Source organism: Curtobacterium sp. NPDC092190 (genome assembly GCF_044755625.1).
Lineage (GTDB): Bacteria > Actinomycetota > Actinomycetes > Actinomycetales > Microbacteriaceae > Curtobacterium.
Genome location: NZ_JBIVRJ010000003.1, coordinates 79,238 through 91,757, shown reverse-complemented (window position 1 = coordinate 91,757; position 12,520 = coordinate 79,238). Strand labels below are relative to the sequence as shown.

The 12,520-nt window shown below is 71.9% G+C and carries 12 protein-coding genes; 6 read left to right on the top strand and 6 right to left on the bottom strand.

The features are described 5' to 3' along the window. The first annotated feature begins 80 nt into the window (after nt 1–80). Nucleotides 81–923 (top strand): NAD-dependent epimerase/dehydratase family protein, encoded by an 843-nt coding sequence (locus ACIQFY_RS08345; protein ID WP_400339336.1) that lies wholly within the window; start codon nt 81–83, stop codon nt 921–923. 247 nt (nt 924–1,170) lie between these two features. Here ACIQFY_RS08345 and ACIQFY_RS08340 read toward each other — a convergent pair whose 3' ends face one another. The 3 genes from ACIQFY_RS08340 to pepN form a co-directional block, all read right to left on the bottom strand. Further along, on the bottom strand, nt 1,171–1,581 hold the full coding sequence (locus ACIQFY_RS08340; protein WP_400339905.1) for a globin: 411 nt from the start codon (nt 1,579–1,581) through the stop codon (nt 1,171–1,173). A 44-nt stretch (nt 1,582–1,625) separates the two neighbouring features. Further along, nucleotides 1,626–2,711, bottom strand: a complete 1,086-nt coding sequence (locus tag ACIQFY_RS08335) for a mechanosensitive ion channel domain-containing protein (RefSeq protein ID WP_326495780.1) — start codon at nt 2,709–2,711, stop codon at nt 1,626–1,628. 81 nt (nt 2,712–2,792) lie between these two features. Next, entirely contained in the window at nt 2,793–5,372 is a 2,580-nt protein-coding gene (gene pepN, locus ACIQFY_RS08330) for an aminopeptidase N (RefSeq protein WP_326495781.1), read from the bottom strand. Nucleotides 5,373–5,492: 120 nt separating this feature from the next. Here pepN and ACIQFY_RS08325 point away from each other — a divergent pair, with 120 nt between their 5' ends. Further along, nucleotides 5,493–6,137: a DsbA family protein gene (locus ACIQFY_RS08325; protein WP_400339333.1), complete on the top strand. Its 645-nt coding sequence runs from the start codon at nt 5,493–5,495 to the stop codon at nt 6,135–6,137. A gap of 91 nt (nt 6,138–6,228) precedes the next feature. Here ACIQFY_RS08325 and ACIQFY_RS08320 read toward each other — a convergent pair whose 3' ends face one another. Beyond that, nucleotides 6,229–6,756, bottom strand: coding sequence for a GNAT family N-acetyltransferase (locus ACIQFY_RS08320; protein ID WP_400339330.1), 528 nt, complete (start codon nt 6,754–6,756; stop codon nt 6,229–6,231). On the opposite strand from ACIQFY_RS08320, the gene ACIQFY_RS08315 reads away from it, so the two are divergent. The 3 genes from ACIQFY_RS08315 to ACIQFY_RS08305 are packed head-to-tail and all read left to right on the top strand — an operon-like array spanning nt 6,755 to nt 8,855. Beyond that, the gene (locus ACIQFY_RS08315) at nt 6,755–7,408 is read left to right on the top strand and encodes a helix-turn-helix transcriptional regulator (protein WP_326495784.1); all 654 of its coding nucleotides are present in this window, start codon (nt 6,755–6,757) and stop codon (nt 7,406–7,408) included. The genes ACIQFY_RS08320 and ACIQFY_RS08315 overlap by 2 nt on opposite strands. Before the next feature lie 10 nt (nt 7,409–7,418). Further along, nucleotides 7,419–7,907 carry a ribose-5-phosphate isomerase gene (locus tag ACIQFY_RS08310; protein WP_271825951.1) on the top strand — a complete coding sequence of 163 codons (489 nt, stop codon included), beginning with the start codon at nt 7,419–7,421 and terminating at the stop codon, nt 7,905–7,907. An 18-nt stretch (nt 7,908–7,925) separates the two neighbouring features. Next, on the top strand, nt 7,926–8,855 hold the full coding sequence (locus tag ACIQFY_RS08305) for an Fpg/Nei family DNA glycosylase (RefSeq protein WP_400339326.1): 930 nt from the start codon (nt 7,926–7,928) through the stop codon (nt 8,853–8,855). A 46-nt stretch (nt 8,856–8,901) separates the two neighbouring features. Here the strand turns inward: ACIQFY_RS08305 and ACIQFY_RS08300 are convergent, their stop codons facing one another. Together ACIQFY_RS08300 and ACIQFY_RS08295 are read right to left on the bottom strand one after the other, a co-directional pair. After that, a complete protein-coding gene (locus tag ACIQFY_RS08300; protein WP_400339324.1) occupies nt 8,902–10,380 on the bottom strand; it encodes an amidohydrolase in 1,479 nt (492 codons plus the stop codon). Further along, the gene (locus ACIQFY_RS08295; RefSeq protein ID WP_271825949.1) at nt 10,377–11,030 is read right to left on the bottom strand and encodes an FMN-binding negative transcriptional regulator; all 654 of its coding nucleotides are present in this window, start codon (nt 11,028–11,030) and stop codon (nt 10,377–10,379) included. The genes ACIQFY_RS08300 and ACIQFY_RS08295 overlap by 4 nt, the downstream gene beginning before the upstream one ends. 33 nt (nt 11,031–11,063) lie before the next feature. Here ACIQFY_RS08295 and ACIQFY_RS08290 point away from each other — a divergent pair, with 33 nt between their 5' ends. Next, nucleotides 11,064–12,470 (top strand): serine hydrolase domain-containing protein, encoded by a 1,407-nt coding sequence (locus ACIQFY_RS08290; protein WP_326495787.1) that lies wholly within the window; start codon nt 11,064–11,066, stop codon nt 12,468–12,470. The last annotated feature ends 50 nt before the right edge of the window (nt 12,471–12,520 follow it).

The following is a 12,520-nucleotide window of genomic DNA, read 5'->3' as shown; positions in this document are numbered from 1 at the left end:
GGTCGCGCCTGAGCCCTCGTCCGTCCACACCTCCGACGGGCACCCGGTCAACGCCGTGACCGGCATGGTTGGGTTGCGTCATGCACGTCTTCCTCACCGGCGCATCCGGGTACATCGGGTCATCCGTCCTCCGCGCACTCCTCGCCCACGGGCACCAGGTCACCGCGGTCGTCCGTTCCGACCAGAAGGCGCAGGCGGTCCGTGACGCCGGCGGCCAGGCGGTCGTCGGCGACCTGTCCGACACCGAGCTCGTGCGCCGACTCGCGCACGAGAGCGATGCCTTCGTCCACACCGCGTCGGCCGAGTCGGTGGACCCGGACTTCACGGCGACGGTGACCGAAGCGTTCTCGGGGACGTCGAAGCCGTTCATGCACACGGGCGGCATCTTCACGTTCGGCGACTCGACCGACATCTCGGAGCAGTCGCCAGTCGACCCGCCGGAGCTCACGGCGTGGCGCGCTCCGATCGAGGCGCGGGTCCGCGCGAGCGACGCACGGACGACGATCGTCGCACCGGGCATCGTGTACGGCCGTGGCGCGGGCATCCCGGCGATGTTCGTCGGCGACGGGGAGCACGAGGTCCGGCTGGTGGGCGACGGGTCACAGCGGTGGACGACGGTGCACGTCGACGACCTCGGCGAACTGTACGTCCTCGCCGTGCAGCGCGGCGAGCAGGACGGCTACGTCGTCGCCGCGACCGGTGACAACCCGACCGTGCGCGAGATCGCCGAAGCGGGCGCGCACGGGTCGCCGGTCGTCGCCGAGAGTGCCGACGACAGTCGGGAGCGGCTCGGGCGCACGTACGCGGACGCCCTGCTGCTGCACCAGGAGGCCTCGGGCGCGCACGCGCGTGCCGCCTTCGGCTGGAACCCGACCCGACCGACACTGGTCGAGGACCTCGCCAGCGGGTCCTCCGCCCGCTGAACCCAGGTGCGGGGCGGACGGGAGACCCGTGGCGGCCCCGCCACGGGCCTCCCGTCCGCGTCCCGCCCGGCAGCGACCGACACAGGACGGACCCGCTGTCCGGCTCGGCATCGAGCGGACCGGCCGGCTACCGAGCGGACCGGCCGGGTACCGAGCGCACCGGCCGGCTACCGAGCGGACCGGCCCGGGTGCGAGCGGACCGGCCCGGGTGCGAGCGGACCGGCCCGGCGTCGAGCGGAGAGGACGCTCAGTCGAACGTGTTCGTCATCGCGTGTGCCGCCCGGTCGAGGTACGCCCACAGTTCGGCCCCGTCGAGGGGCGCCAACCCCAGCGACTCGACGGCCTCGTGCATGTGGTGGAGCCAGCGCTCCCTGGCTTCGGAGGTGATGCGGAACGGGTTGTGGCGCATCCGGAGCCGGGGGTGCCCGCGCTCCTCGCTGTACGTGCCGGGGCCGCCCCAGTACTGCTGCAGGAACGCCGACAGCCGCCAGATCGCACCGTCGAGATCGTCAGCCGGGTACATCGGCCAGATGACCTCGTCCTGCTGCACCCCCTCGTAGAAGCGTCGGACCAGCCGGTCGAAGGTGGGAGCACCGCCGATGCGTTCGTACAGGGAGCCGGTCGCGCTGGCGCCGTGCTCGCCGACGCGGAGCGTGATCGGCTGCGCCGGTACGCCGCCCCGGTCCCGAGGGGTGAGGTCGCTCACTGGTGGTCCTTCCCGGGGTCCTGGCCGCGGTCGGTGTCGTCGGTGCGGATCGCCCGTCCGAACAGGTTCCCACGCTTCCCGCCGCGCGACTTCGTCGGTGCGGGCGTCGGCTGCGTCCGGACCGACCGGAGGCCGTTGATCGAGGTGGCGTTCTCCCACCCCTCGGGCATGATCATCGCCATGGCGGGCAGCGTGACGCCGAGCTCGTCGACGGCGCGCTTCAGCCGCACGCGCATCTCGCGCCCGACGACGTCGAGCTCGGACGCACGGGTCTTGACGACGAGACGGAACACCATCCCGGCGTCGGAGATCGACTGGAGGCCCCAGATCTCCGGCTTCTCGACGATCCGCTGACGCCAGCGCGGCTCCTGGGACATCGTCACCGCGGCACGCAGCAGGGCGTCCTGCACGGCGTCGATGTCGGTCTCGTACGGGACGGTGATGTCGACCAGCACGCGCGACCAGCCCTGGGACAGGTTGCCGACGCGCAGGATCTGCCCGTTCGGGACGAACCACAGGATGCCGTTCACGTCGCGGATCTGCATGACGCGGAGTCCCACGTTCTCGACCACGCCGGTGGCCTGCCCGGTGTCGACGACGTCCCCGACGCCGGCCTGGTCCTCGAGGATCATGAAGACGCCGGAGAGCAGGTCCTTCACGATGCTCTGCGCACCGACGGCGAGGCCCGCGGCGATCAGCGAGGCGCCACCGACGATCCCGACGGCCGCGCCCTGCCACACGGCGGTGACGATGACGATCAGCGCGATGACCACGACGACGACGGTCGCCAGGTTCTCGAGCACACTGCCGAGGGTCCGGGTCCGTTGCACGACGCGGGCGGTCTGCACCGGCGAGGCGATGAGTGCCTGGGTGTCGTCGACGTTCTGGCGGCGCTTCGCCCCGTTGACCACCTGGTCGACGACGCCCTTGATCACGCGCCGGAGGATCAACCGCAGGATGATCGCCGCGATGACCGTGATGACGATCGTGATCGGTGCTTGCCAGGTGTCGACGAACTGGGTGAATGCGTTCGACGCCCACTTCGAGACGTCGTCGGTCGTGTTCGCTGCCGAGTTCATCATCCGGACGATGCTAGAGGGCGGGGCCTCGGCGACCCTTGAGGATCACCGAGGCCCCGCCCCTGCACTACCGTCGGACGCGGATCAGGCGTCGGCCCCCTGGACCCGCAGCGCACGCTCGGTGCCCGCGAGGTTCTCGGACACGATGCGGCGGAGCGCCGGGGTCTCCGGGTGCGCCTCGAGCCACGCGTTCGCGGCGTCGCGGAGCTCGACCGACGCGAGCGGCGCCGGGTAGAGGCCGCTGACGATCGTGTCGGCGATGTGGTAGCTCCGCTCGGCCCAGATGCGGGTCAGCACGTCGAAGTACCGCGACACGAGCCCCTCGAGGACGACCGGGCTGTTGGTGTGCTGGAAGCCGACGGTCGTCTGGCGGACGATGGCGTTCGGCGCCTCGGACGAGTCGACGAGCGACGAGAACGCCGCGAGCTTGCCCTCGGCGGTCGGGATCGTCGCACGCGCCCGAGCGGCGGCCTGCTCACCCGAGGCCGTCTTGTCGGCGGCGAGCTCGGCGTCGACCTCGTCGTCACCGGCAGCACCGGCGAGGACGAGGCCCTCGAGCAGCTCCCAGCGCAGGTCGGTGTCGATCTCCAGGCCCTGCAGGGTGACGGACCCGTCGCGCAGGCCCTGCAGGGTCGTGACGTGCTCCGGCGTCGAGGCCATCTGCGCGAAGAACTTCACGAACTGGAACTGGGCGTCGGACCCGGCCTCGGCCGAGGAGGCCAGCTGCCAGAGGGTGTCGCCCACGGTGCGGACGGTGGCGTCGACCTTCGCCGGTGCCACGTAGCTCCGGGCGGTCAGCAGCAGCTGCGAGAGCGTGGTGCGGATCGTCGTCGACTCGGTCTCGGTCGCGATGTTGCCGAGCACCAGGCGGACGTAGTCGCTCGCGGGCGACTCGGCGTCGCGCGTGGCGTCCCACATCGCGCCCCAGACGATGGAGCGGGCGAGCGGGTTCGCGATCGCGGCGAGGTGCTCGATCGCGGTGCGGCGGGACTGCTCGTCGAGACGGATCTTGGCGTAGGCCAGGTCGTCGTCGTTGAGGAGCACGAGGTCGCCGCGGTGCACGCCGACGAGCTCGGGGACCTCGGTGCGGGCACCGTCGACGTCGATCTCGACGCGGTGCGTGCGCTCGAGCTTGCCGCCGGCCGACGCGGTGTCGGCACCGAAGGGCGCCGACTCGTCCGTCGTGAAGCCGTAGACGCCGATCGCCAGGCGGTGCGGGCGGAGCGTCGGGTGGTCGGCCGGAGCCTCCTGCAGCACGGCGAAGGACGTGATCACGCCGGACTCGTCGACCTCGATCTCGGGGCGCAGCGTGTTCACGCCGGCGGTCTCGAGCCACAGCTGCGACCACTCGGACAGGTCGCGGCCGCTGGTCGCCTCGAGCTCGACGAGCAGGTCGCGGAGCTCGGTGTTGCCGTGGTGGTGCTTCGTGAAGTAGGCCGAGACGCCTGCGAAGAACGCGTCGATGCCGACCCACGCCACGAGCTGCTTGAGGACGGAACCGCCCTTGGCGTACGTGATGCCGTCGAAGTTGACCTGGACGTCCTCGAGGTCGTTGATCGTCGCGACGATCGGGTGCGTCGAGGGGAGCTGGTCCTGGCGGTAGGCCCAGGACTTCTCCATCGCCTGGAAGGTGGTCCACGCCTCGGTCCACTCGGTGGCCTCGGCCGTGGCGATGGTCGACGCCCACTCGGCGAACGACTCGTTCAGCCACAGGTCGTTCCACCACTTCATGGTGACGAGGTCGCCGAACCACATGTGCGCGAGCTCGTGCAGGATCGTGACGACCCGGCGCTCCTTGATGGCGTCGGTGACCTTCGAGCGGAAGACGTAGGTCTCGGTGAAGGTCACGCAGCCCGCGTTCTCCATCGCGCCGGCGTTGAACTCCGGCACGAAGAGCTGGTCGTACTTCTCGAACGGGTACGGGACGTCGAACTTCTCCTCGTAGTAGGCGAAGCCCTTCTTGGTCGTCTCGAACACGTACTCGGGGTCGAGGTACTCGGCGAGCGAGCGCCGCGCGAAGACGCCGAGCGGGATGGTCCGACCGTCGCGGCTCGTGAGCTCGTCGCGGACGACCTCGTACGGGCCGGCGACGAGCGCGGTGATGTAGCTCGAGATCGTCGCGGTCGGGCTGAACGCCCACGTGGCGATCTCGCCGTCGACGTGGGGCTCGGGCGTCGGGGAGTTCGAGACGACCTGCCAGCGCGACGGTGCCGTGACGGTGAAGGAGAACTCGGCCTTGAGGTCGGGCTGCTCGAACACCGCGAACATCCGGCGCGAGTCCGGGACCTCGAACTGGGAGTACAGGTAGACCTCGTCGTCGACCGGGTCGACGAAGCGGTGCAGGCCCTCGCCCGTGTTCGTGTACATCGCGTCGGCGACGACCACGAGCTCGTTCTGCTCCTGCAGGTCGTCGAGCTGGATGCGCACGCCGTCGTTCACCGCGGCGACGTCGAGCGCCGAGCCGTTCAGGGTGATCGAGTGCACGGTCTTCGTGATCGCGTCGATGAAGGTCGAGGCGCCGGGCGTCGCGGTGAACCGGACGCGCGTGGTGCTGCCGAAGGTCTCGGCCCCGCGGGTCAGGTCCAGCTCGACGTCGTACGTCTGCACGTCGACGATCGCGGCGCGTTCCTGGGCTTCGGTTCTGGTGAGGTTCTCTCCGGGCACGGACGCTCCAACTTCGCTTGCGGCGCGGACGATCGATGTCCGCGGTGAGGGGATCCCGGCAGGCGTCGTGCGCCGTCGGGACGATGGGATCAGCCTAGCGAGCGCGCGTACGCTCGCAGCGTGACCGAGACGACTGTGGACAACACCGAGACCGCCCGCACCGCCGTGGAGTTCTGGTTCGACCCGAACTGCCCGTGGGCCTGGATGACGAGCCGCTGGGTCGGCGAGGTCGAGCGCCAGCGCCCGATCGACGTGACCTGGAAGGTGATGAGCCTCTTCGTCCTCAACGAGGACCAGGACATCCCGGACGAGTACCGGGAGCGGATCCACAAGGGACAGCTCTACCCGCGCATCGTCACCGCCGCGCTGCTCCGCCACGGCCAGGACGTCGTCAAGCCGCTGTACGACGCGCTCGGCGAGCACGTCCACCACCGCCAGGAGTCCGACCCCGACCAGGTCGTGCCCGCCGTGCTCCGCGAGCTCGACCTCGACGAGGACCTGCTCGAGTACGCGTGGACCGACGAGGTCGACCAGGCCGTCCGCGCGAGCCACCAGGACGGCATCGACCGGGTCGGTCAGGACGTCGGCACCCCGGTCATCGCCGTCGAGGGCACCGCGTTCTTCGGCCCCGTGATCTCCCCGGTGCCGAAGGGCCAGGAGGCGCTCGACCTGTGGGACGGCGTCGTCGCCGTCGCGAAGGTCCCCGGGTTCTTCGAGCTCAAGCGTTCGCGGACGGTCGGTCCGATCTTCGACACCGTCGAGTAGCCCGACCGGCGTCCACGACGCGACCGGTGGACGGACGGACGGGAGGCGCGGTGCGGCTCCGCCCCGCGCCTGCCGTCCGGCCGGCACCCCATCAGGCCAGGGGCAACCGCATCAGGGTCAGGTCGAGCCACCGGTCGAACTTCCGCCCGACCTCGGGCAGCACGCCGACGGTGGTGAAGCCGAGTCGCTCGTGGAGGGCGATCGAGCCGGTGTTCGTCGAGCAGATGCCCGCCATCAGGACGTGCACGCCGGCCGAGCGGGCGTGTGCGACGAGCGCGTCCATGAGCACGGTGGCGATGCGCCGGCCGCGGAACGCCGGGACGACGTAGACGCTGTGCTCCGCGGTGTGCCGGTACCCCTGGTGCGGCCGGAAGGCGCTGTAGGTGACGTACCCGGCGACGGTGCCGTCGACCTCGGCGACCAGGACGGGCAGCCCGGCAGCCCGGCGCTCCGCGAGCCAGCCGTCGAAGTACTCCCGCGGGTGCGGCTCCTCCTGCCAGATCGCGGTCGAGTGCAGCACGGCGTCGACGTGCAGGGCGTGGACGACGTCGAGGTCACGCGGCTCGCAGTCGCGGACCGTGACCGAGGACGCCGACTCCGTCGCATATGCTGTCGCCATGTCTCAGATCGTAGACGACTTCTCGGCGACGGCGGAACCGGTCACCGAGCACCCGGACGACGCCGACCAGCGTCGCCTGGGGGAGCGACTGCAGCGCCTCCGCACCGAGCGGAAGTGGAGCCTGACCGAACTCGCCGAGGAGTCCGGTGTCTCCCGCGCGATGATCAACCGCGTCGAGCGCGGGGTGTCCAGCCCGACGGCGACGATCCTCGGGCGACTGTCCGGGGCGTTCGGACTCACGATCTCGCAGCTCCTCGACGAGGCACTCGACCACGAGGTGCCCAGGGCGACCGACCCGGACGAGGCGCGTGGCGTCCAGCGCGGGGTGACCGCCGACTCCTGGACCGATCCCGAGACCGGGTACCGCCGTCGTCCGGTCTCGAGCGCCGACTTCCCCGCGGACGTCACGGAGGTGCGCCTCCCGGCCGGTGAACAGGTGGCGTACCCGGCGTCCGCCTACGCGTTCCTGCAGCACTGCATCTGGGTGGTCGACGGCGTGCTCGAGGTCGTCGTCGGCGACGAGCCCACCCGGCTCGGTGCCGGCGACCGCATCGAGCTCGGTGAGCCCGCCGACGTGGTCTACCGGAACCCCGGCGCGGAGCACGTGCGGTACGTCGTCGTGGTGGTCCGGGCCCCTCGGGGCCGGGAATAGGATCGGAGCCATGCGCATCCACCTCGGAACGGACCACGCCGGCCTCGAGTTCACCAAGACCCTCGCCCAGCACCTCACCGAGGCGGGGCACGAGGTCGTCGACCACGGGCCGACCGAGTACGACGCGCTGGACGACTACCCCTCGTTCTGCATCAACGCCGCGCACGCGGTCGTGCAGGACCAGCGCGCGGGCGTCGAGGCGCTCGGCGTCGTCTTCGGCGGGTCGGGCAACGGCGAGCAGATCGCCGCGAACAAGGTGGAGGGCGTCCGCGCTGCGCTGGTCTGGAACGAGTCGACCGCGCTCCTCGCCCGCCAGCACAACGACGCGAACGTCATCTCGATCGGCGCGCGCCAGCACACCGAGGAGGAAGCGATGCGCTTCGTCGACCTCTTCGTCGCCGAGCCCTTCTCGGGCGAGGAGCGTCACGCTCGCCGCATCGCGCAGCTGGCCGAGTACGAGACGACGGGGCACATCGCCGGTCGGCAGATCGACGAGTAGTCCGGGTAGACAGGACCGATGCCAGAGGGTCACTCCGTCCACCGCATCGCGAACCAGTTCTCCCGGCACTTCGTCGGCAAGCGCTGCGAGGTCTCCAGCCCGCAGGGGCGGTTCGCCGCCGGTGCCGCCCAGCTCGACGGCAAGCGCATGGTCGCCGCCCGGGCCGTGGCGAAGCAGATGTTCCTGGAGTTCGAGGACGACCTGTTCCTCCGCGTCCACCTCGGGCTCTACGGGGCGTGGGACTTCGCGGGCGTGATCTCGTCGGCCGAGGCCCTGTCCGAGGACGGCGACGGCGAGGAGTCGCTGTCGTCGATCGGCGCCCCGCGACTCGCCCGGTACCGGATGGCCGAGCAGGAGAAGCCGGAGGACCCGATCGAGTCCTTCCCACCGGACCCGGTCGGGCAGGTGCGCGTCCGCATCCTGACCGAGGACACCGTCGCCGACCTCCGCGGTCCGACGGCCTGCGTCGTCGAGGACCCGGCCGGGGTGCAGCGCGCGCTCGACAAGCTCGGGCCGGACCCGATCAACGACGACGGCCCGGAGGCCGAGCAGACCTTCGTCGACAACGTCCGGAAGCGGAACGTCGCGATCGGGCAGCTGCTCATGGACCAGGCCGTCGTCGCGGGCATCGGCAACATCTACCGCGCCGAGCTGCTCTTCCGGCAGCGCATCGACCCGTACAAGCCCGGCAGGAAGATCACCGTCGAGCAGGCGAAGGCGCTGTGGCAGGACTGGTCGAAGCTCCTGCACGCGGGGGTCCGTGACGGCCTCATGCTGACCATGGACGACCTGTCCGAGGCCGACCACGCCAAGGCCGTGCGCTCGCGGAAGGACCGTCACTGGGTGTACCACCGCGAGGGGGAGCCCTGCCGGGTGTGCGGCACCGAGATCCGGATGGCGGACATGGCCGGACGCAAGCTCTACTGGTGCCCGAAGGACCAGGAGTAACGCCGGGGACCAGGAGGAGCCAGGGGACGAGGAGGCGCCGGCGCCGCTACAGGTCGCGGTGCGTGAACCGTCCCGCGATCGCGGTCCCGAGCACCTCGGCGTGCCGCAGCGACGCCGAGTCGGCGACCGCCAGCGGGTCCGCGGCGAGCAGCACCAGGTCGGCGACGTCGCCGACGGACACGCCGACCCGACCGCCCTCGGTCGAGCCGCGCCACGCGGTCAGCGCCGCCAGCCGCTCGGACGGGTGCCACGGTGTGCGTCCGTCGCGGTCCCGCCCGACCGCGGCCGCCATCGACACCCACGGGTCGAGCGGCGCCACGGGAGCATCCGACCCGAGCCGGAGCTCCGCACCGGCCCGGTGCAGCGACGCGAACGGGAAGGCCCGGTCGGTCATGCCCGCCCAGTACCGGTCCGCGATGTCCCGGTCGTCCATCGCGTGCTCGGGCTGCACGGACGCAGCGACCCCGAGCCGGGCGAACCGGTCGACGTCGGTGTCGACGAGCAGCTGTGCGTGCTCGATGCTGCCTCGCGCGCCCACGGCCTCGAACACGTCGAGCGCCAGGGTGTTCGCCCGGTCGCCGATCGCGTGCACGGCGGGGACGAGTCCGGCGTCGACCGCGCGCCGGACCATCGCGACGAGGTCCTCGAACGGGTACGCGAGCACCCCCTCGCCCGACGTCAACGCGGCGGTCCGGGTGCCGAGCGAGCCGTCGGTGATCACCTTGAACGGACCCGTCCGGACCAGGCCACGGGTACCGTCCACGACGTCGCCGGTCCGGAGGCCACGGGCGATCGCCGCGTCGAGGCCGCCCGGGTACACCCCGCAGTCCACCCGCAGGCCGTCGGTGCCGGCGCGGACCCGTCGCGTCCAGCGGTCGAGTCCGGACACCATCTCGAGGTCGACGACACGCGTCACGCCGCGGGCGGCCGCTGCGTCGACCGCCTCCGCCGCCCAGTCGTCGAGGACGTCGTCCGACACCCGGGACAGCACCGCGGTCACGTCGAAGGCGTCCTGCTCGCGCAGGACCCCGTCGTCCCCGGCGGTGAGCGGCCGTCCGACGAGCGCCGAGCAGTGGGCGAGCGCGAGCGCGTTGCACCACACGGCGTGCAGGTCGGCGCTGATGACGACGACCGGGAGGCCCGGTGCGGCTCCGTCGAGCAGCTCGCGTCGTGCGGGGCGCGGCCAGGTCCCGTCGCGGTAGCCGTGGCCGACGAGCACCAGGTCCGACACGCCGGTGCGCGCGACCGCGGCGAGCGCCTCGGCGGTCGCCTCCGCCGACGTGCAGGCGGACACGTCGACGCGCCGGCGGACCAGGGCCCACTGGTCGAAGTGCACGTGGTGGTCGACGAGCCCGGGACCGAGCCACGCGCCGTCGGTCTCGACGACGTCGGTGTCGGCGCCCGTGGGCGGGTCGAGCGTGCCGGCGGGGGCGACCGCGTCGACGCGGCCGCCGACGATGCGCACGTCGCACGGCGCGCCGGAGGTGCCCACCCGGCGGACGGTGCGGAGCAGGACGTCGGTCACGATGCCTCCCGGTCGTCCCGGCGCGCCACCTGGGCGCGCTCGACGGCGTCGGCGAGCGCTGGCGAGGCGTACGGGCCGTCGCCGCGGAGCCCGGCGACGATCCGCTCGACGACCTCGGGAGCCTTGTTCTGAGAGAGCTTCGCGCGGGCGTCGAACCGGGTGACCCGGATGCGGATGCCGACGGTGCCCTTCGCCGCGCGGCGGGCGGTCGCGGGGTCGACGTCGAGGGACACCGGCTCGGGCATCACGCGCTCGAAGTGGTCGACCAGCTCGCCGAGCACCCGGAAGTTCTCCTCGTCGGACAGGATCTCCGGCGTGCCCCAGCAGTGCGCCGTCACGTGGTCCCAGGTCGGGACGAACTGCTCCGGTGGGTACCAGGCGGGGGAGACGTAGCCGTGCGGGCCCTGGAACACGACGAGGACCTCGTGCTGGCCGAGCTCGTGCGCGACCTCGTCCGGTCGGCCGACGTGCGACACGAGGACGAGCGCGTCGGGATCGTCGTCCGGTCCCGGCGCCTCGAGCAGGAACGGGTAGTGCGAGGCGACGAGCCCGGCGGCGGTGTGCGACACGATCGTCGCCCACGGGTGCCCGTCGATCAGGCGTCGCACCTCGTCGACGTCGGTCATGAGGAAGTGGGGTGTGTGCCGCATGCGACGAGCGTGGCACATGCGAGGCTGGTCGGCATGGAGAAGCGCGCCGCGTACGAGTCCGTCCTGCCCTACGTCCGTGAGTGGATCGACTACAAGGTGTGGCAGCTCCGCCTCCCGGGCGTGCAGGTCGCGATCGGATTCGAGGACGAGGTGCTGTTCTCCGAGGCCTGGGGTCACGCGGACGTCGAGGCCGGACGGCGCCTGACGACCACGGACCTGTTCCGGATCGCGTCGCACTCGAAGACCTTCACCGCGACCGCGCTGCTGCAGCTCGCCGACGCCGGCGCGCTGCGGCTCGACGACACCGTCGGGTCGTTCGTGCCCGCCCTCGTCGACGCCGGGTCGCCGATCGCCGACGCGACGGTGCGCGAGCTCATGGAGATGGGCGGCGGTGTCGTGCGTGACGGTGCCGACGGCGACCACTGGGCGCTCGACCACCCGTTCCCGGACGCCGACCAGCTCGTCGCGCTCGTGGTCGAGGGCGGCGCGAAGGTCCCCGTCGGCTCGGCCTTCAACTACTCGAACCTCGGCTACGGCCTGCTCGGACTCGTCATCGAGGCCGTCACCGGCACGACCTACGCCGAGCACGTCCGGCGTGCGATCGTCGAGCCGCTCGGACTGACCGGCACCGGGCCGGAGTACGACCCGGCGCGCGAGGACGAGTTCGTCGTCGGCTACACGGGCCTGCACACCGCCCGCACCCGCCAGCGTGTCCCGCACGTCACGACCGGGGCGCTCGCCGCGGCGACGGGCTTCCACGGCACCGCGTCCGACCTCGTCCGGTACTTCTCGGCGCACGTGCCCGGCCGGGGTTCGCTGCTGTCCGACCACGCGAAGCGCCTGGCGCAGCGGAAGGCCTGGAGCGCGCTCGACACTGATCCGGCGGCGCGCGGCTACGGCGCGGGCTTCATCGTCGACCGGATCGGCGGGCGCGAGGTCCGCGGGCACTCCGGCGGCTTCCCCGGACAGATCACCCAGACGGTGTTCGACCCGGCGTCGTCGCTCGTCGTCTCCGTCCTGACGAGCAGCGCGACCGGCCCGGCGGGGATGCTCGCGACGGGCATCGTGCACCTGCTCGACGCCGCGGCCGACGAGCACGCCCCCGGTCCCGAGCTGCCCGAGGGCGTCGACACCGACCGGTACACGGGACGGTTCACGACGTTCGAGGGCATCACCGACGTCGCACGGGTGGGGGACCGGCTGCTCGCGATCGACCCGACGCAGCCGGTCCCGACCGAGTCCCCGGTGCGGCTCCGGGTCGTCGACGAGGACACGCTCGTGATGGCGGCGGGGAACCGCTTCGGCTCGGTGGACGAGCGCATCACCTACGCACGCGACGAGGACGGCACCGTCGTGTCGTTCCGCGGGGACAGCGGCATGACGCACCGCCCGTGGTCGGTCCCCGAGGAGTCCCCGGAGGTCGCCGCCGCCCTCGTCTGACGGCGCGACGGGCACAGGGGGTGGGGACAACCCCACCCCCGATCCGGGAG

Coding starts and splice junctions, on each gene's coding strand:
- ACIQFY_RS08345 (WP_400339336.1), top strand. CDS start 81: ATGCACGTCTTCCTCACCGGCGCATCCGGGTACATCGGGTCATCCGTC.
- ACIQFY_RS08335 (WP_326495780.1), bottom strand. CDS start 2,711: ATGATGAACTCGGCAGCGAACACGACCGACGACGTCTCGAAGTGGGCG.
- ACIQFY_RS08315 (WP_326495784.1), top strand. CDS start 6,755: ATGTCTCAGATCGTAGACGACTTCTCGGCGACGGCGGAACCGGTCACC.
- ACIQFY_RS08320 (WP_400339330.1), bottom strand. CDS start 6,756: ATGGCGACAGCATATGCGACGGAGTCGGCGTCCTCGGTCACGGTCCGC.
- ACIQFY_RS08310 (WP_271825951.1), top strand. CDS start 7,419: ATGCGCATCCACCTCGGAACGGACCACGCCGGCCTCGAGTTCACCAAG.
- ACIQFY_RS08305 (WP_400339326.1), top strand. CDS start 7,926: ATGCCAGAGGGTCACTCCGTCCACCGCATCGCGAACCAGTTCTCCCGG.
- ACIQFY_RS08295 (WP_271825949.1), bottom strand. CDS start 11,030: ATGCGGCACACACCCCACTTCCTCATGACCGACGTCGACGAGGTGCGA.
- ACIQFY_RS08290 (WP_326495787.1), top strand. CDS start 11,064: ATGGAGAAGCGCGCCGCGTACGAGTCCGTCCTGCCCTACGTCCGTGAG.